This is a genomic window from Flectobacillus major DSM 103, assembly GCF_000427405.1.
Classification (GTDB): Bacteria; Bacteroidota; Bacteroidia; order Cytophagales; family Spirosomataceae; genus Flectobacillus; species Flectobacillus major.
Window position 1 is genome coordinate 3,983,567 of sequence record NZ_KE386491.1, and the last position, 18,401, is coordinate 4,001,967.

General features: G+C 37.7%; 15 protein-coding genes, 1 tRNA gene and 1 riboswitch. Of the genes, 7 read left to right on the forward strand and 9 right to left on the reverse strand.

What is annotated here, in order from left to right:
- Nucleotides 1–45: 45 nt before the first annotated feature.
- Both FLEMA_RS0140575 and FLEMA_RS0140580 read right to left on the reverse strand, forming a co-directional pair.
- Complete coding sequence (locus tag FLEMA_RS0140575; RefSeq protein WP_026996729.1) at nucleotides 46–1,053, reverse strand: alpha/beta hydrolase; 1,008 nt, start codon at nucleotides 1,051–1,053, stop codon at nucleotides 46–48.
- A gap of 114 nt (nucleotides 1,054–1,167) precedes the next feature.
- Nucleotides 1,168–2,499 (reverse strand): 4Fe-4S dicluster domain-containing protein, encoded by a 1,332-nt coding sequence (locus tag FLEMA_RS0140580; protein ID WP_026997925.1) that lies wholly within the window; start codon nucleotides 2,497–2,499, stop codon nucleotides 1,168–1,170.
- Nucleotides 2,500–2,876: 377 nt separating this feature from the next.
- Between FLEMA_RS0140580 and FLEMA_RS0140600 the strand changes: the two genes are divergently transcribed.
- Nucleotides 2,877–2,949: transfer RNA gene (locus tag FLEMA_RS0140600), tRNA-Phe, on the forward strand.
- 411 nt (nucleotides 2,950–3,360) lie between these two features.
- Here the strand turns inward: FLEMA_RS0140600 and FLEMA_RS76240 are convergent.
- From FLEMA_RS76240 to FLEMA_RS72030, 4 genes are all read right to left on the reverse strand, one after another.
- On the reverse strand, nucleotides 3,361–3,879 hold the full coding sequence (locus FLEMA_RS76240; protein WP_052354188.1) for a helix-turn-helix domain-containing protein: 519 nt from the start codon (nucleotides 3,877–3,879) through the stop codon (nucleotides 3,361–3,363).
- Nucleotides 3,876–4,118 carry a DUF4160 domain-containing protein gene (locus FLEMA_RS0140625; RefSeq protein WP_026996731.1) on the reverse strand — a complete coding sequence of 81 codons (243 nt, stop codon included), beginning with the start codon at nucleotides 4,116–4,118 and terminating at the stop codon, nucleotides 3,876–3,878. The genes FLEMA_RS76240 and FLEMA_RS0140625 overlap by 4 nt, the downstream gene beginning before the upstream one ends.
- 40 nt (nucleotides 4,119–4,158) lie before the next feature.
- Complete coding sequence (locus FLEMA_RS0140630; RefSeq protein WP_026996732.1) at nucleotides 4,159–4,515, reverse strand: site-specific integrase; 357 nt, start codon at nucleotides 4,513–4,515, stop codon at nucleotides 4,159–4,161.
- A 796-nt stretch (nucleotides 4,516–5,311) separates the two neighbouring features.
- Entirely contained in the window at nucleotides 5,312–5,722 is a 411-nt protein-coding gene (locus tag FLEMA_RS72030; RefSeq protein WP_044172762.1) for an RrF2 family transcriptional regulator, read from the reverse strand.
- Between the two features lie 425 nt (nucleotides 5,723–6,147).
- Here FLEMA_RS72030 and FLEMA_RS72035 point away from each other — a divergent pair, with 425 nt between their 5' ends.
- The 6 genes from FLEMA_RS72035 (at nucleotide 6,148) to FLEMA_RS76245 (ending at nucleotide 13,281) form a co-directional block, all read left to right on the forward strand.
- The gene (locus FLEMA_RS72035) at nucleotides 6,148–6,870 is read left to right on the forward strand and encodes an SIMPL domain-containing protein (RefSeq protein WP_044172765.1); all 723 of its coding nucleotides are present in this window, start codon (nucleotides 6,148–6,150) and stop codon (nucleotides 6,868–6,870) included.
- A gap of 82 nt (nucleotides 6,871–6,952) precedes the next feature.
- Nucleotides 6,953–8,203, forward strand: coding sequence for a metal-dependent hydrolase family protein (locus FLEMA_RS72040; RefSeq protein WP_044172767.1), 1,251 nt, complete (start codon nucleotides 6,953–6,955; stop codon nucleotides 8,201–8,203).
- Between the two features lie 419 nt (nucleotides 8,204–8,622).
- Complete coding sequence (locus FLEMA_RS72045) at nucleotides 8,623–10,095, forward strand: DUF4301 family protein (RefSeq protein WP_044172769.1); 1,473 nt, start codon at nucleotides 8,623–8,625, stop codon at nucleotides 10,093–10,095.
- Between the two features lie 312 nt (nucleotides 10,096–10,407).
- On the forward strand, nucleotides 10,408–11,241 hold the full coding sequence (locus FLEMA_RS72050) for a hydroxymethylglutaryl-CoA lyase (protein WP_044172771.1): 834 nt from the start codon (nucleotides 10,408–10,410) through the stop codon (nucleotides 11,239–11,241).
- Nucleotides 11,242–11,344: 103 nt separating this feature from the next.
- Nucleotides 11,345–12,541 carry an acyl-CoA dehydrogenase family protein gene (locus FLEMA_RS72055; RefSeq protein WP_044172773.1) on the forward strand — a complete coding sequence of 399 codons (1,197 nt, stop codon included), beginning with the start codon at nucleotides 11,345–11,347 and terminating at the stop codon, nucleotides 12,539–12,541.
- Nucleotides 12,542–12,669: 128 nt separating this feature from the next.
- The gene (locus FLEMA_RS76245) at nucleotides 12,670–13,281 is read left to right on the forward strand and encodes a porin family protein (RefSeq protein ID WP_052354189.1); all 612 of its coding nucleotides are present in this window, start codon (nucleotides 12,670–12,672) and stop codon (nucleotides 13,279–13,281) included.
- A 143-nt stretch (nucleotides 13,282–13,424) separates the two neighbouring features.
- Here the strand turns inward: FLEMA_RS76245 and FLEMA_RS0140860 are convergent, their stop codons facing one another.
- The 3 genes from FLEMA_RS0140860 to FLEMA_RS72065 form a co-directional block, all read right to left on the reverse strand.
- The gene (locus FLEMA_RS0140860) at nucleotides 13,425–15,842 is read right to left on the reverse strand and encodes a TonB-dependent receptor (protein WP_081681360.1); all 2,418 of its coding nucleotides are present in this window, start codon (nucleotides 15,840–15,842) and stop codon (nucleotides 13,425–13,427) included.
- A 111-nt stretch (nucleotides 15,843–15,953) separates the two neighbouring features.
- A riboswitch (TPP riboswitch) is annotated at nucleotides 15,954–16,050 on the reverse strand.
- Between the two features lie 84 nt (nucleotides 16,051–16,134).
- On the reverse strand, nucleotides 16,135–17,115 hold the full coding sequence (locus FLEMA_RS0140875) for an AAA family ATPase (protein ID WP_026996741.1): 981 nt from the start codon (nucleotides 17,113–17,115) through the stop codon (nucleotides 16,135–16,137).
- 27 nt (nucleotides 17,116–17,142) lie between these two features.
- Nucleotides 17,143–18,384, reverse strand: a complete 1,242-nt coding sequence (locus tag FLEMA_RS72065) for a DUF4350 domain-containing protein (RefSeq protein ID WP_044172779.1) — start codon at nucleotides 18,382–18,384, stop codon at nucleotides 17,143–17,145.
- Between the last annotated feature and the right edge of the window lie 17 nt (nucleotides 18,385–18,401).

Genomic DNA, 18,401 nt, shown 5'->3' on the forward strand with positions numbered 1-18,401 from the left:
AGCCTATGTAATCAATTAAGAAGATTGTTTTTGATAAAACAATAATTATTTGGTATTATGAGTCAATACAACTTGGTCTAAAAAGGCTTCGGTTGCTTTTTGTACGTTAGCATAATCATTTGAAAGTACGTAAGAACCAATCACATGATGTCCAGCATTAGGAAAGGCCTGTTGGCGTTTTAGGGTATTAGGTACACCCAATTCTTCGTACATTTTTAGCATAGCAGGCACCGATACAACTTTGTCTTGTTCTTCTTCATTTTTGTAATAATACCCCAAAAAAGTAGGGCATTTTACCTGCTCGAAGGTACTCGGAATCATAACATTCGTCAAAAAATTTTGTAAAGCAATTAACCCATCAACATGATAGTGCATCGACCAATATTGAGCATGCAAAGGGTTGTTGGGTTGTAAGTCACGTATTTCTGACCCCATTACCATTGTGGCAATTTTTTTGCCCCAATGATTGTCTAGCAAAGTGGCATTATCATCATAAATTTTGATGCAGGGCGAGTATAGGGCTATTGCTTTGATTTCGGGGTGGTGAGATGCTAAATACAGTGTCAAAGCTCCTCCAAAAGAAGTACCAATAATAATAACCTCATTGCCTAGCTTCTTGGTAATTGCCAAGGCTTTTTCTACCGAAACAATAATTTCGTCGGTACTAAGGTTTTGCATAGTAGCATCGCCAAGGTCTATGCCATGCCCAGCCAAACGAGCCAAATATAAGTTTGCACCATATTTTTTGGCAATATTGGTATGAACAGGGTCGCCTTCTTCTTGGCTTGCCGAAAAACCATGAATATATAAAAATGCCAATGGCGTTTTCTTTTTCTGAATAGAATCGGCCCAAACAATTCTTGCTTCATTGTCTGGACGAATACCCTTTTCGGCTTTTTCTTCGGCCTTGACTTGGGCATCGAGTTCAGTCAAAGAGTTGGGCAAAGCAAAAGAATAATTTTGGAATTGTGGGGCTTTGGGCTTAGGGCCTAAATAATACAGCACTATGCCTAATACAATAATGGTGGCTATCACTTTCAAACTATTTTTCATGATATATCAACGTTTATGAAGCTATAAACTAACAAACAGCAAGTTACAAATGTGTTTGAATGAATGATAATTGAATGTGTTAATTTGTTAAAAACAAGATTAAATCCATTGGTATTATCCGTTTAGTTTATCAGCCCAATTAAATCGGTCGGCGGGCGAGAACTTCCAAGGGGCTTGGTTGTTCTCTAAGTTAGAAAACATAGCGTTCCATGAGGCAGGTGCATCAGACTCTTCCATAATTTGGTAGCGACGCAACTGCAAAATAATGTCTAAAGGCGAAATATTGATAGGACATTCTTGCACACAAGCGTTGCAAGTGGTACAAGCCCGTAATTCTTCTGCCGAGATATAATCGCCATAAAGCGATTTTCCATCATCAACAAACATTCCTTTGTTGAGTTCCATATTGCGGCCAACCTCTTCAAGGCGGTCGCGGGTATCCATCATAATTTTACGAGGCGACAGAACCTTTCCTGTTAAATTGGCTGGACACTGAGAGGTACAACGGCCGCATTCGGTGCAAGAGTAAGCGTCCATTAAGTTTTTCCAAGTTAAATCTTGTATATCCTTTGCACCAAAGCGAGCTATTTCTGTAGGCGTGTCGCTCGATGGTTGAGCCAAACCTAGCATAATCTGTACTTCCTGTGTTACCGCTGGCATATTGGCTATTTCTCCCTTCGATTTGAGGTTAGAGAAATAAGTATTAGGGAAAGCCAAAAAGATATGTAAATGTTTAGAATACGTTACATAAATCGCAAAGCCCAAAATACCCAAAATATGTAACCACCAAGCAATTCTTTCGTAAACTACCAATGCAGTCGTATTCCAACCCTCAAATAAAGGCTTTAGAAGGCCACTAAAGAAGAAATTACCTACAAAATGATAATGTCCTTCACCACGACTCTGTAAAACGCTGTCAGCGGCATTCATTGTTAATAAGAAAGCCATGAGGACAATCTCTGAAAGAAGAATCGTATTTCCATCAATTACAGGAAAGCCATTGAGTTCGCGGTGACGAGTAGCTTGTAGGCGGTCTACTTTAGTAATATTACGACGAACCAAGAAAATCATACACACAAGCAGTACACCCACAGCCATTGTTTCAAAGAAATTAATAAGTACAGCGTATGTTTCGCCCAAAAAAGGAGCAAAAAGGCGGTGTGTCCCCAAAATACCATCAAGCACAATTTCTAGCACCTCGACATTGATAAGCAAAAAACCTGCATATATCACAAAGTGAAGTAGGCCAATAATAGGCCTGTCAAACATTTTCTTCTGGCCAAAAGCAATTTTCAGCATCATTGCACGCCTTTCTTCTGGTTGGTCATAGCGATTTTCATCTCTACCCAGCAAAATCGTGTTTCTGATAATGCTAATGCGTTTTGTAATAAAATACCCTGCTGTTGCCAAAGCTAGCAGAAATAGAATTTGTTGTAAGAAATACATAGGATATATGTTTGGGTTATACACTTGGCCAAAGAGGGCTTATTGGGAAGGGTATCGGACAAAAAATGCTCTAATACTGCCAATATAAGGTTCTCAAAGACCAAAATTTACCTTTTTCTTGAATAAACTGTATATTGCAAAGATGGCTAATTCTAAAATAGTATGCAAGCATACTATTTATATTTTTTTCATTTTTTTTCAAAAAAATATTTTGATGTAAATTGCTGATTTTCAAATAAAAAGCCCCTTGGTTTGAAAATTTTACACTTTTTTTTATTTTTTTTTGTGAAAACATTTTGGTTTTTAAAATCTATCCTCTAATTTTGCAGTCCCGAAACACACGAACAAAACACGAAAATGTAACGGGAAATCAGAACGGTGAAGTAGCTCAGTTGGTAGAGCATCGGACTGAAAATCCGTGTGTCGGCGGTTCGAGTCCGCCCTTTACCACAATGGCACAAGAAAAACCCTTAACAATCAATTTGTTAAGGGTTTTGTCTTTTCACGGGGGACACCTTGAAAGGTTTTAAGTTGATTTTTGAATAAAATAAAAAAGGGAGTCGCAAAACGCTACCCCACCAAAACAAAAAACGCTCCCTAAATATGAAGAAAGTTTCAACGTAACACCTAACAAACTAAAATAGTATTTTGACAATCATTTCTAAATGTATTCTTCCTCAAAATCAATTCCCAACTTAATAACAGTTAAATCTGTTTTATAGATGCCTTGCATTTTGTTATGTAATTCAATAGCTTTCAATACGTCCATAACATCGGGTTCTGTATCAATTATCAACGATTCCCCATTTGATACAATCACTCATTCATAAATCAATCATGTAGAAAATGGGCGGAGGTTATTTATACAATCTCCATACGCAACTGTTTACCCAATCCTAATTCAACAATCTTGTGGAGGGTTTCTACTTGAATATCAGATTTACCGTTTTCTATTCTTGAAATATAATTACGGGTTGTTCCTGCATTAATCGCTACGTCTGTTTGTGTCAATCCTGCCTTTTCCCTTACCTGTTTTAGCATTGTTCCTATTGGCAAGGGTTCAATACTGCGTACAAAAATACTTTCTTGATAAAGGGTGTCGGGGTCTAAATCAGTAGGGGCGGTTTGTGTTTTCCCTTTCCAAGTAAATGTTGTAGGGTAATTTTTCCATTCCAAAGTACGGGGCGGTTCGTTGGTGACGGTTACACCTTTAAACACCTCCCACGCTGTCAGACCTAACAAATGGGTGTCTTCTGATTCTTTCCAATTCTCAAAAAACTTGGTAAAATCATTGATGCGTATTTCTCCATTATTCCAAAGGGCTGTAATTTTAAACGGCTCAACGTTCAATATTTTTGATATTCTAACTAACTGGTTCATATTCTTTTGATTTTAGGATTCAAATTATAAAATTCTTCCAAAAGGTCGTCTTGGTTCTCTTTCACGAATAGTAACACTTTGCGGAGGTGCGTTTTAGGTAAGTTTCCAACCATTTCAGACACTTTTTTAATATCAATCAACGATTCGTATTCCCCAATACTTGCGTGAATGTGTGGCGGTACGTGGTCATTTCTGTAAACGTTTATCTTAATACCGTCTAAAAATTCATATACTGGCATGGTTGTCAATTTTTATTCAAATATAACAAGTGTTGCCTAATTAGATACCTTTTGGGTTGGCAATTTTCAAAATATTATTAAACGGATGCTCCTTTTGTTTGTTCCAAATCTCACGTATTTTCTGGGCGTGTTCTCGTTTGGTAACTTTGATATACTTCATAAATGCCTTTTCGGTGCGGTGTCCTGTCATTTCCATAATGGTAATGGTTGGTACGCCTAACAAATACTGATTCGTTGCAAAACTCCTGCGGGCGATGTGCGTCGTAATAAGTTCGTATTTGGGTAATTGTTGAGTTATGCGTTTTCCTCCTGTGGTGTAGATAATCGTTTCTAAGGCATCAAAACCAACTAAACGCCCTATTTCTTTGAGATAACGGTTTAGGGGTTGATTAGTCAAAGACGGGGCAAATTATTGGCATATTTACCGTGATAATGGGTTATTGATTCGGGGGACACTTTTTGCGTATTTTATAGGATTTTATCGGTTTTTGTCGGATTTTTTTGTAAGTACTTGATAATCAGTGTATTTTAATGTTTTTAAAAAGTATAGGATTATGTTGTTCGAGTCCGCCCTTTACCACAATAGCACAAGAAAAACCCTTAACAATCAATTTGTTAAGGGTTTTGTCTTTTTAGGCTTATCAAAGATTTAATTCTTGAATGCTCCTAGTTTCATGGCTATCAATCATATTGGTATTTGTATTGAAATATAGGCTAATACAAGTTATCTTTTTGGGTGATGTTAAAAAGTACTTATAATATTCTTTATTTGTCTCTAAAATATCAATGATTCAATAACTTCCAATCTCAATGCTACAATTTTATGCAGGATTTTTTTCTATTCCTGAAATATCGTATAGGGTTGTTCTTGTATTAATAGCTACGTAATCCTGCCTTTTCTCTTGTACTGGTATTATATCCAAGAATAAATAGCTATTATTGATTATTTTCCATTCTTCAAACAGTTTTTCCCAATCGTGTATTTCGAGAATATTAAAGGGGGGTATCAGGTGGATAATTTTAACTGGTTGTATTAAGAGTATCGAGCATTCTATGAGCAAGAACCGATACCAATGCTGTTGAAAATGCTCTAGCCTCTAAAAAGAAATAGATAGAGGTAATTGCCCCAAAACAAAAATCGGTGCTATGGCAAATTTGTATTGCTATAGCACCGATTGCTTAAAACTCTATAATTATTTGATTAAGTCGCTAAGAGTTGTTTCTTCCAAAACCGCTAGGTTAGCATCTCTCCACTTTTCCATTACATTTCTCAATGAACAAGCTTCTTCGCTCACACAGTCGTCGCATTTACCATAAAAATGTAAAGAAACGCATAGTGTTGGTGAAATAGGGCCATCGATAATACGTATGATTTTAGCAAAACTTACTTGTTCTGGAGGCATACGAAGGTAATACCCTCCCCCTTTTCCTTTCTGACTTTGCAAAATACCGTGGTTACGAAGCTCTAATAAAATAGCTTCTAAGAATTTTTTTGGAATGTGTTCTGACTCTGCAATATTAGCAATTAACAACGGCCCTTTCTCATATTCACGAGCAAGAACTTTCAAAGCTTTCAAAGCGTATTTGGCTTTTTTGGAAATCATATTCTGTTTAGTTTCTTGATGCTTGATTCTTATAAAAAGGATTCTTGGCAGGTATTATTAACCTAGTTTCCAGAAACAAGAATCCAGTATCCAGAGTAGTTCTATTTGCTTTATAGACAAAACTACATAAAATTTGTGGGAATTGATAATTTTTCTAAAATTTGAATTTTCTCAAAATATCCCTTCTTTTCTTGTAAAATAAAAGATATTTCTGGAAATATTTATAAATAATACGCTCGTTATTATGGATATTAACCAATGTACCAGATAAATGTTGCATTTTAGTGTAATTTTTGGGTATCAAAACTTTAGGGTATACCTAGGTAATATACTATTGTTAATCTTTTGTTAACAACATACTTTAAAGAATGCTTCCTCGTTTTCAGCCATATTAATCATCTTTCAACATTTTACACGAACTCATTATGAAAAAGATACTCTTTTTGTTTGCTACTATATTAAGTACGCTTCACTTTACCCAAGCCCAAAATAATATGAATCAGCCTCCTATTAAAAAAATAGAAGTAACAGGAACAGCCGAGGAGGAAGTTTTACCTGATAAAATTTATGTGTCGATTACCCTGAAAGAATATTTCAAAGAAAAGGATAATAAAAATAGGGTAGATATTTTGGTACTAGAACAGCAATTGCAAAAAGCAGTAGCCGATGCAGGTGTACCAAAGGAAAGCCTTGTTGTAGGAGGTATCAATGGCTATCGTGAATGGTGGGGACGCAAAAAGCCGACTAATTTCTTGGAAAATAAAACCTACACCCTTTTGTTGCCAAACTTGTCTAAAATAGACGCTATTCTTAATCGTGTTGATGAAAAGGGTATTCTCTCGACTAATATTGAGCGTTTTGAATATTCAAAAATTGATGCTTTGAAAAAAGAAGTAAAAATTAAGGCTTTACAAGCTGCCAAAGAAAAAGCTAGTTACTTATTAGCGGGTATTGGCGAGCAACTAGGCGAAGCATTAGAAATCTATGAAATAGACAATGGCTATTACCCTCAGCCTGTATATGCTGCTGCAATGATGAAACGTGAAGCTGTAGCAATGGACAACAACGCCCCAATGGTAGAAAGCACAGTGGATGTACAAAAAATCAAAGTTCGCTTTGAAATGAAAGCGGTATTCAAAATAAAGTAATAGCTTTAGCTTTTGGCGAATAAGAAATAGCACGATTCAAAAAATCGTGCTATTTTCGTTTTTATTCAACAACTAAAAAAAGATGAAAACATTATTACTTTTTATTTTATTGGGGCTTTCGCTAATGGCAAAAGCTCAGGATACCTTTATATTAATCAAACCCTCAAGGGTATTTGATGGCGAAAACCTTCATGAAAATTGGCAGGTACTTGTCAAAAACCAAAAAATTGAGGCTGTTGGGGCTAATTTGAGCTATCCTTCCAATACCCAAATTATTGAGCAACCCAGTGCTACTTTGTTGCCTGGGCTTATAGAGGGGCATTCTCATTTGTTATTACATCCTTACAACGAGGTAACTTGGGATGACCAAGTACTAAAAGAGTCACGAGCTGAACGAATTTTGCGAGCGGGAGTTCATGCCAAAAATACCTTACTGGCAGGTTTTACGACAATTCGAGATTTGGGTACAGAAGGAGCCGACTACGATGATATTGGGCTAAAACAGGCCATCGAAAAAGGGGTAATTCTGGGGCCAAGAATGCTGGTAGCAGGGCGTGCCTTGGTGGCTACAGGGAGTTATGGCCCCAAAGGGTTTCAGTCGGACATCACTGTTGTACAAGGTGCACAAGAAGCCGATGGTATTGATAACTTAACCAAAGCCGTTCGGACACAAATCGGAAAAGGAGCCGATGTTGTAAAAGTATATGCCGATTATCGTTGGGGCTTGTTGAAAGATGCTCAACCTACTTTTTTAGAGTCGGAACTAAAACTAGTTGTTGATATTGCCAAAAGTTCGGGTCGTGATGTAGTGGCACACGCATCTACAGCCGAAGGCATGAGAAGGGCTATTTTGGCAGGAGTCAAAACCATTGAGCATGGCGATAATGCTACGCCCGAAATATTCCAGCTCATGAAAGAACATAATGTGTGCTACTGCCCAACCTTAGCCGCAGGCGATGCCGTCTCTCAATACCGAGGATGGAAAAAAGGAAAAGAACCAGAGCCAGAACGTATTGTAATCAAAAGAAAAACCTTTCGACAAGCCCTTGATGCTGGCGTGAAAATCTGTATGGGGGGCGATGTCGGGGTATTTCCTCATGGCGATAACGCCCGTGAAATGGAACTTTTGGTAGAATACGGCATGAGTCCTTTGGCTGTATTACGGTCGAGTACGTCGATCAATGCCGATATGTTTCAGTTAAAAGAGTTGGGTCGAATCAAAGCAGGTTTTTGGGCCGACTTAGTACTGGTAGAAGGTAACCCCGTAAACCAAATCAATCATATTCGTCACGTAAAAATGGTGATGAAGGCAGGACAGGTTATTACGAAATAACTTGCCAAATATGGTACAGAATAAATATTTTTATGAACACCAATAATTTTTTTAGGGTCTAATTGCTTTGCTTCCCAAAACAGTATTATATTTAAAGATAATTAATGGCCTATCTGGAATAAGTATTGTTTAGTAGAACCGCTTTTGGCTATTCAATTCATATCTCCATATTACTATTCTGAAATATACTTCGCTTCTTGAAAAATATGCTCATAAATCATAGGTAAAATTTTCTTTTTCCATTAGAAAGATTAAATATTCTGCGATTTATTATAGATTTACTCAAAATTGTCCTTATACTAATTCTTGTGATGATTTTATAGAAGAAAATGATAAATTTGTTCTGATATACCAATTATAGTAACATACAAACAATAGATTTTATAATATTAAAATAATACTCTTACCCCAAAGCGACTATGTTTTCAGAAAAAGACCTTTTACAAATTCAATCCAAAAACATTGAAATAGCTACAGTAGAACAACAAATTCAAGATTTTAAAGATGGATTTCCTTTCATGCAGCTCGAAAAAGCAGCAACTGTAGAGGATGGTGTAATTCGCTTATCAGAAGAAGATGTGACTAAATTTGCTGATTTATATGCCGAAAAATCCAAAGATTTAGATTTGCTCAAGTTTGTACCTGCTTCGGGTGCAGCTACCAGAATGTTTAAATCATTATTTACCTTTTTGACCGACGATAAATCCGACAAGTCGGTAGAGCAATTTTTTGAGCGTTTACCCGAATTTGCTTTTTACAAAGATTTAATAGAGCTAGTACCTGAAAATGCCGACAGAAAAACCATCGTAAGCTATTTTCTTACCGAAATAGGCTTGAATTATGGTTATTTACCCAAAGGCTTATTGAAGTTTCACTCTTATCCAGAGGGCTGTCGCACGCCACTCGAAGAACACATTATAGAGGCTGCCAATTATGGGGCATCGCACGGGAAAGCCCAATTACATTTTACCGTTTCGCCCGAGCATAATGCAGGTTTTAAGGGCTTGACAAAAAGTATCCTACCTTTTTATCAAAGAGAACTCAATACAACTTTTGATATAAGTTTTTCTGAACAAAAAGCTTCGACCGATACCATTGCCGTAAATATGGATAACTCGCCTTTCCGTGAAAAAGATGGCTCGTTGTTGTTTCGTCCTGCTGGTCATGGTGCTTTGTTAGAGAATCTCAACGACATGGTAGCCGATGTGGTATTTATCAAAAATATCGACAACGTTGTTCCTGATCGTATAAAGGCTACTACTTACGACTACAAAAAGGCATTAGCAGGAATTTTGTTGAACTTTCAGGAGCGTATTTTTGCTTACGAACAACAATTGTCGGCGGGTGCATCTTCTGAATTATTGGATGAATTAGCCACTTTTTTTGAGAAAGAGTTGTGCGTGTTGCCTCCAAGTGGTTTTGATACTTTGGGTAGCGACGAAAAAATAGCATATTTCCAAAGAAAACTAAACCGCCCGATACGTGTGTGTGGTGTTGTAAAAAATACAGGAGAGCCTGGAGGAGGGCCATTCTGGTGTAAAAATACCGATGGAACTACCTCATTGCAGATTGTAGAATCGGCTCAGGTAGATATGGACAACGAAGCTCAGAAAGCTACTTTCAATAATTCGACGCACTTCAATCCTGTTGACTTGATTTGTGGATTGAAAGATAGCCAAGGGCAAAAATTTGACCTTATTTCTTTCCGTGATCCTAAAACAGGTTTTGTAACGATTAAGTCAAGAGATGGTAAAGACCTGAAGGCTCAGGAGCTTCCGGGGCTTTGGAATGGTGCTATGGCCGACTGGAATACAGTTTTTGTAGAAGTACCTTTAATTACATTTAATCCTGTAAAAACTGTAAATGATTTGTTGAGAGAAGAACATCAATAAGCCATTTAATAATACAACAAATAGCCATGTCTTTTAAAAGGCATGGCTATTTGTATTTTGTTACAATACGCTATATCATATTAGCGTTATAGAATTGTCTGAAGACAATTTCACTCTCAAAATAAGAATATATTTTCTATCACTAACTTCTTTATGGACAGGAGTAATAGATAATAGGAAAAACACTTTTCTGAATACCTAACCAGTAGTTGGAGTTCAAAAAATCTCAATCATGCTTTTATGGTTGGGATTTTTTGTTTTTTAGGTGAAAATACCAAACTTTAGGACTTATTCATCAACCAATCTCAAACTATGAAAATAATAGAATGTCCCAGAGATGCCATGCAAGGGTGGCCACATTTTGTACCAACAGTCCTAAAGGTAGAATATATTAATACGCTTTTGCAAGTGGGCTTTGACACGCTCGACTTTGGGAGCTTTGTGTCTCCAAGGGCTATTCCACAAATGGCCGATACTGCACAAGTATATGAACAACTCAGGCTTTCGGCTACCAAGCTTTTGGCTATTGTGGCCAATCTAAAAGGAGCAGAGATAGCTGTTACATTCCAGCATATCCAGTACATAGGATTTCCTTTTTCTATTTCTGAAACTTTTCAGTTACGCAATACCAATAGTACAATTGCCGAGGCATTCCAAACGGTAGCAAATATTCAAGATTTATGTTTGAAGCATGGAAAAACGCTAGTAATATATTTCTCGATGGGTTTTGGAAATCCTTATGGTGATCTATACAACACAGCTATTGTGACAGAATGGGCTGCCCAAATGCACCAACTGGGTATAAAAATCATAGCCTTGTCCGACACCGTAGGTGTGGCTCATCCAGAAGTTGTTACTGATTTGTTTTCACAACTTATTCCCGAGTTTCCGAGCATAGAATTTGGGGCACATTTTCATGCCACGGCATTTGATTGGGAAGACAAAATTGAAGCAGCGTATCGGTCGGGATGCCGTCGGTTTGATGGGGCTTTGGGTGGTTTTGGCGGTTGTCCTATGGCCAACGACGATTTGGTTGGTAATATTAATACGATACCACTTTTACAAAAATTCAAAAGCGAACTTCCTCATATCAATACACAAGCCTGGCAAAAGGCTCAAGATATTAGCCAGCGGGTTTTTGTGTAAAGTACCACCGTAGATTTTCTGCTAGAAAAGGCTTACTAATAAAAATCATTGAGTAAGCCCAGAATATTATTTACCTTTCAGCACTTATCACAACAACAAAACCATGGAATTATATACATCCAACAAAGCCGATAATTTTGAATCGCCCGATTTTTATCAAATCGACGATTTATTGACTCCCGAGCATCTTCTTATTCGACAATCGGTAAGGGATTTTATCAAACGAGAAGTATCACCAATTATAGAAGATGCCGCTCAAAAAGCCTATTTTCCTGCCTATTTGGTACAAAAGTTTGGTGAAATGGGTTTGTTTGGCCCCACTATCCCCGAAAAATATGGAGCAGGCGGACTTGATTATATAGCCTATGGCCTTATGATGCAAGAAATAGAAAGAGGCGACTCAGGCCTGAGGTCGATGGCTTCGGTACAAGGTTCGTTGGTGATGTATCCTATTTTTGAATATGGCTCTGAAGAACAACGACTTCGGTATTTGCCCCAATTGGCATCGGGCAAATGGTTGGGTTGTTTTGGATTGACCGAGCCAGATTTTGGTTCAAATCCATCTGGAATGAAGACGCACTTTGAGGATAAAGGCGACCACTATTTACTCAACGGTTCAAAAATGTGGATTTCAAATGCCCCATTGGCCGATATAGCGGTAGTTTGGGCAAAAAATGAACAAGGCCGTATCAAAGGACTTATTGTAGAAAGAGGCATGGAAGGCTTTTCGACACCCGAAATACACCATAAATGGTCGCTTCGGGCAAGCTGTACAGGCGAGTTGGTATTTGATAATGTAAAAGTACCCAAAGAAAATTTATTACCTCATGCCGATGGCCTCAAAGCTCCATTGGGATGTTTGGATTCGGCTCGTTATGGTATTGCTTGGGGGGCGTTAGGGGCTGCAATGGACTGCTATGACTCGGCCAAAAGATATGCCCTTGAACGGGTTCAATTTGAAAAACCAATCGCATCTTTTCAATTAGTACAGAAAAAGCTGGCCGAAATGCTAACTGAAATTACCAAAGCACAATTAATTTGTTGGCGTTTGGGTATGCTCAAAAACACAGGCAAAGCCACAACATCGCAAATATCTTTGGCCAAAAGAAACAATGTAGAAATAGCCTTGAAAATTGCCCGTGAAGCTCGCCAAATACATGGTGGTATGGGTATTACGGGCGAATATCCGATTATGCGACACCTCATGAACCTAGAGTCGGTAGTAACTTATGAAGGAACTCACGATATTCATTTATTGATATTAGGGGCAGAAATTACCGGTATTTCGGCATTCAAATAACAAACCGCTTACTCAATCATTGGGAGGATATTCAATAAAAGGCTCGTAATTTTGTTTTCTAGTTAGAATCTTACTTTTGTATTCAGCATAGAAAATTGTTTTATGTTTCACTTTAAATTTTATCTGCCATGTTAAAAAAACTCGCAATCCTTGCTTTATTCGTATGCACAAGTCAACTTGTAAAAGCTCAAAATGTTTCGTTTGGCCCAACTATTGGTGTTAATTCAGCCAAGATTAGCGAAACCGGTGCCACTTCAAAAACAGGTTTGTCGGCAGGGGTATTTTTTAATTATAGCTCTGTTAAATCTTTTGGTCTTGGGGCTCAAATTTTGTATAGCCAGTTAGGTAGTGATTTTACACCTGGTAGCGGCGTTGAGCAAGTGAATTTGAATTATATTCAAGTTCCTGTATTGGCAACTTATTATTTTGGTTCGAGCCAAACAACAGGTTCGTGGAGACCAAAATTGTTTGCTGGCCCTTACGTTGGATTCTTGTTGAATGCAACTAATAGAAATGGTGGCGATGCCAACCCTTCTGATTTATATTACAAGTCATCTGACTTTGGCTTGGCCTTTGGTGGTGGTGTAAATTATTATATCAGCAAAAAGACCTGGTTGAATCTTGATATTAAATATGGCTTGGGTATTACAGATATTAAAAAATCTACAACGGCTTCGGCTTCTAACCGTGCATTTAGTGTAAATCTTGGTGTAAGTTTTCCTTTAGGAACTATCAAATAAAAAAACTCGCAAAGGAAAATCCTCTACGAGTTTTTCAAAGCGTTTTATTTTACAGCGGTTACTTCTTGAAGTGACCGCTGTATTTTTTACTGGTGATTCTACCCTTGTATGAGAGCAATCTTGAAAGCCTATTGAGCTACTGCTTAGAATTTCAGGCTAATTCCTGCCAATACATTGAATCCTGCTTGTGGATAATAGAAGTTTTCTGTAATAGTAGCTCCTTCCGCAATATAGCTATAAGTATATCCATTGGATTCATATAAGGTATTAAATACATTATTGGCCAATAAGCTCAAGCCAATTTCACGAAATAACTTACCTTTTATCGTATACAGAATTCGGATGTCGTTGGTGAAATAGGCATCTAATTTACGATTCTCGTTGCTGGTATTATCCAAATACTGCTTACTTACATATTTAGAAAGAAGCCCCAATTCTAGCCCCTGAATAGGCGTGTAGAGAATCTGAGAGCCTGCAATCAAATTAGGAGAAAAAGCAATGTTCGTTTTGGCGAATTTATGTTCTACATCTACACCTGTATCGTAATTAGGAACTGTTTCTACGAAATTGTTGATTTTGTTGCTCGACAATGTAGTATTTGCATTGATTTTTAGAGATTTATCTACTTGAACTCCCGCTTGTAGTTCTAAGCCCAATCGGTAACTTTGAGGTACATTGATACGAATAGGCGAGCCTACGTCGTTTAGTTTACCTGTAAGAACCAATTGATTTTTGTAGTCCATCCAATAGCCATTGGCCGAAAATGCAACTTTACCTTTTTGGGTTTTAAAGCCTGCTTCTAAGTCACGAAGGGTTTCAGCTTGAGGTACTCTTCCAGGGTTATCCACAAAATCAGAACGGTTTGGTTCTTTGTTGCCAACACTATATGATAAATAGGCCGATGTATTGCCCGAAACCTGATAAGTCAAGCCCATTTTAGGGTTAAAAAACTGATAGTTTTTGCTTTGGGTAATATTAATTAGGTTGTCGTCAATACCATTAATGTCATACCCGATGGTTCTATACTGTAAGTCGGCAAAGGCGTTTAGTTGGTCGCTTACTTGGTAAAATACTTTTCCATAAACATTAAAGTCGGTTTTTAGCGAAGTCCCGTTATAATAACGGTCGCCAAGTTTTGATGTAGAAGCATACTGAGCCCAAATAATTTCTCCAAAATTATTACCATCATATTGATTCCAAGCCCCACCAATATTGGCCGAAAGGCGTTTGTTGCCTTGATAATCAAAAGAAAATGTAGTACCATAAAAATGGTTTTCTAGCCATTTTTGGCGTACCAAATTGGTTTTGGTGATGGTATCTCTACCAATAATAACATTGGGCAAACCGTATTTCGAGAACTTATCTTTTTCCTTGAACTGCTCATAATACCCACGTCCATACGTGTAATGTAGGTTAAAATTGAATGTCCAATTGCTAGAAAGCGAATGCGATGTTAATAACTGATAGTGGTCTTGTTGATAATTGTCGGTTTGGTTATCGTAAGTATAAGAGTTATATGTTCGATTTGTGCTTAATAAGCTAGCGGGTACACCCTCCCAAGCTTGGTAAGTTTTTTCTTTTCCCGAAAATATATTGAGGCGAACAAACGATTTTTTGCCAAAATAAGCCCCCGACAAATAGAAAGATTTTAGGTTGGACGAAGCACGGTCGATATAGCCATCGGAAGTAAGTTTTGATAAACGAGCATCTAACGTAAACTTGTTGTTGAGTAGCCCCGAACCAACCAATATTGTATTTTTCAAAGTATTGAACGACCCATACGACGAATTAACTTCGGCATAAGCATCTTTTCTAAACTCGTTGGTCGACATATTGACAGTAGCACCAAAAGCCCCAGCTCCGTTGGTCGATGTACCTACACCCCTCTGAATCTGAATCGAGTTGACCGAGCTAGCAAAGTCGGGCATATTGACCCAATACACCCCTTGCGATTCTGCATCGTTCAATGGAATACCATTGATAGTAACATTGATACGAGTAGCGTCTGTACCACGAATACGAATACCTGTGTAGCCAACACCTGCACCTGCATCGGAAGTAGTAACCAAGGAAGGCGTAAAGTTGAGCAACTGAGGTATATCTTGTCCAAGGTTTTGTTTTTGTAAATCTTCTTTATTTACATCGCTGTAGGCAACCCCCGACTTTGCGTTGGCTCTGGTAGCATTTACAACAACCTCATCGGCCATAAAAGTACTTTTTTGAAGCAATACTTCTATTTTAGTATTTTCTTGTAAATCAATAGTTTGCTTAAATTTTTCAAAGCCTATAAAGCTTACTTTTATTTGGTACGAACCCTTCTTGAGGTTTTTGATGACAAAATTTCCTTGAGCATCAGAAATAGTACCTCGCATGGTATTTTCGAGAATAACAGTAGCACCAGCAAGGTTTTTTTTGCCATCCCAATCGGCTATTTTGCCCGAAATACTTACTTGTGCCGAAGCCGAAAGTAGGGTTATAAAAAAGAAGAAAATAGTAATAATTCCATGCAAAGGCCCGAAAGAAGCTTTTGGCAAAAGAATTTTAGTCGTTAAATTTTTCATTATTTTGGAAAACATAACGACAGGTAAAGGAGCCAAATCCTGTCAGATTTAACAATAATAAAACCCGTAAAAATTTGATTAATTTAGTAATATCATAGGTTGAAGTTCAACGTTTGATATTATCAAAATCCCTTCGTCGGCATTATCCGCATCAGGTTCAATGGGTATAATCTCAGCCCGTTGTTATAAGGCACCCCTTTTTGTGATTGTGTCACAAAGTTATGATGAAAATAGTATAGTTGTATTTTTCTGAGGCAGAAAGTTTAGATATAACCAGTTTTCTCAGACAAGATTATCTTGGTACTTCTATTTTTTGGACGATTTGTTTGATAATCTCTTCAGTTGTACCACCTTCCATTTCTTTTTCTGGGGTAAGTACAATCCGATGGCGTAATACCGAAGGCACCAATTCTTGAATATCTTCAGGTGTTACAAAATCACGACCTTTAATAGCCGCAAAAGCCTTTGAGGCATTTAGTAAGGCTACCGATGCTCGTGGCGATGCCCCCAAATATAAGAATTTGGAATGTCGGGTTTCATGAATAATCTTGGCGATATACTCTAAGGTTTTTTCTTCTACAATTACCAGACGTACTTTTTCTCGTAATTCTCGTAATTCTTCTGCTGTTAATATTGGATTGATGAGGTTGGCGGGGCTTTGGATAAAAGCCGTTGCACGAGTATGATGCCCCTGAAGAATGGCTATTTCCTCCGACAAATTGGGGTATCCAATCACTACCTTAAACATAAATCTGTCTAACTGAGCTTCTGGTAGGCGGTATGTTCCTTCTTGTTCAATAGGGTTTTGGGTAGCCATTACCAAAAAAGGAAATGCCATAGTGTATTGATTGCCAGCCGTGGTAATTTGTCGTTCTTCCATTACCTCAAACAATGCCGCTTGTGTTTTGGCAGGCGATCGGTTGATTTCATCAATCAAGATAATATTAGAAAAAATAGGGCCTTGTCTAAACTCAAAATCACTGATTTTGGGATTGAACACCGCTGTACCAATCACATCCGACGGCATCATGTCGGGGGTAAATTGAATACGACTAAAATTAACCGAAATAGTTTTGGCCAATAGCTTGGCTGTAAGGGTTTTGGCAACGCCAGGTACACCTTCCAGCAATACATGACCATCGGCAAAAATAGCCGTCAGTAATAAGTCGATAGTGTGCTGTTGGCCAACCACTATTTTGCTGATTTCGGCACGGATATTGGCTACTGCATTATGTAATTGACTAAGGTCTATTCTGGATTCAAGGTTCATGATGATAGTTGTGGGTGGTATGAGGCCAATTTAATAGTTTGTGTCGTGGTAAAAAGTTTCAATTAAGAAATTAAGATGTACAAGTTGTTTTTCTGAAATAGGTGGTTGCTGACGCTGTATCGTTGTGATATAATCTATCAATTCATCTACAGCCTGACGAGTTACCCCCGACTTATTACTAAGGTCATTTTTAAAGTCGTCGTCGATAATATGGGTTGTTAGGTAGAATTTATTACGCACAAAAGCCCAAAAATGAGCTATTTTTTTGTGAGCAATACTAGTATGGTCTTTATTGTTAAAATACAAAAGGCCAACCGTTTCGATAAAAGCCAAAGAGGTATCTTTGGGCGTTTCGATAATAGGAATAACTCGCTGTCGGCGTTTGGCTTCAAAAATCATAAATAACAGAATTCCTAAAATACTCAAATAATAAGCCCATCGCAAAGCTGGCTGACTAACAATATACCTAAATGGTGAGGTATCGTAGCTATCATCGCCAAGATTTTTTTGTGACTTAGCAATTGTCCTAAAACCTTTTCCAAAAGAAGGCATCTGAATATATTCATCCCAAAAAATAGTTTGTTGGGGCAAATACGATAAAGCCTTAAAAGCATATTCACTACTAGAGTTTTGGATAACATAATAATTACTAAAAGCCTTCGGAACAGTACTCAGGTAGAAAAACCCCCGACCAAACGCCATTTTGATAAAATTGGCATATCCCCAATTATTATAGCCTAGTGTTTGCCATTGTGTTGTTTTGGAAGAAGCAAAATAAGCATCTACCGATGCTCTTTGAAAAGGATAATTCGAGGAACTTTTGAGCAAAGGATTGGTAAAATTGATGCTTACAGAATCTTTGAGCTTCCACGAGTCGGCATAGTCAACTTCTACATGAAGGGTATCGCCAAGGCTACCAAAATCTTCGGCTGCAACAAAAGCCGTATTGCCCTGCCCCACATAGCCCAACAGTTTGGCAAGATTAACAGAATCAAGAGAAAAGGTTCTATAAATATTGATATAAGTACTTTTTGAGGGCAGCGAGTATCCTGTATTCCTTTTGGCAAATACGGGGAATTTAGTATCCGTAATCGTTTGATGAGGAAAAACGTCAGGTAATAAGCCATACAGAACTTGTGTTCCATAAGGAATATCGTCTTGGTTAGAATAAGAGGTAGTCCAGTCGGTGGGTTTTGGCCGATAAATTTCAACAAGAATAAACCCAAGTAGGGTACAAACCAATAATAAGATGTATTTGCGGTATTGTGTCATTGTGGATTTTCGGCTTA

Excerpts from the sequence above, each read along its gene's own strand:
- FLEMA_RS0140575 (WP_026996729.1), bottom strand. The coding sequence starts at position 1,053 with ATGAAAAATAGTTTGAAAGTGATAGCCACCATTATTGTATTAGGCATA.
- FLEMA_RS0140580 (WP_026997925.1), bottom strand. The coding sequence starts at position 2,499 with ATGTATTTCTTACAACAAATTCTATTTCTGCTAGCTTTGGCAACAGCA.
- FLEMA_RS76240 (WP_052354188.1), bottom strand. The coding sequence starts at position 3,879 with ATGAACCAGTTAGTTAGAATATCAAAAATATTGAACGTTGAGCCGTTT.
- FLEMA_RS0140625 (WP_026996731.1), bottom strand. The coding sequence starts at position 4,118 with ATGCCAGTATATGAATTTTTAGACGGTATTAAGATAAACGTTTACAGA.
- FLEMA_RS72030 (WP_044172762.1), bottom strand. The coding sequence starts at position 5,722 with ATGATTTCCAAAAAAGCCAAATACGCTTTGAAAGCTTTGAAAGTTCTT.
- FLEMA_RS72035 (WP_044172765.1), top strand. The coding sequence starts at position 6,148 with ATGAAAAAGATACTCTTTTTGTTTGCTACTATATTAAGTACGCTTCAC.
- FLEMA_RS72040 (WP_044172767.1), top strand. The coding sequence starts at position 6,953 with ATGAAAACATTATTACTTTTTATTTTATTGGGGCTTTCGCTAATGGCA.
- FLEMA_RS72045 (WP_044172769.1), top strand. The coding sequence starts at position 8,623 with ATGTTTTCAGAAAAAGACCTTTTACAAATTCAATCCAAAAACATTGAA.
- FLEMA_RS72050 (WP_044172771.1), top strand. The coding sequence starts at position 10,408 with ATGAAAATAATAGAATGTCCCAGAGATGCCATGCAAGGGTGGCCACAT.
- FLEMA_RS72055 (WP_044172773.1), top strand. The coding sequence starts at position 11,345 with ATGGAATTATATACATCCAACAAAGCCGATAATTTTGAATCGCCCGAT.
- FLEMA_RS76245 (WP_052354189.1), top strand. The coding sequence starts at position 12,670 with ATGTTAAAAAAACTCGCAATCCTTGCTTTATTCGTATGCACAAGTCAA.
- FLEMA_RS0140860 (WP_081681360.1), bottom strand. The coding sequence starts at position 15,842 with ATGAAAAATTTAACGACTAAAATTCTTTTGCCAAAAGCTTCTTTCGGG.
- FLEMA_RS72065 (WP_044172779.1), bottom strand. The coding sequence starts at position 18,384 with ATGACACAATACCGCAAATACATCTTATTATTGGTTTGTACCCTACTT.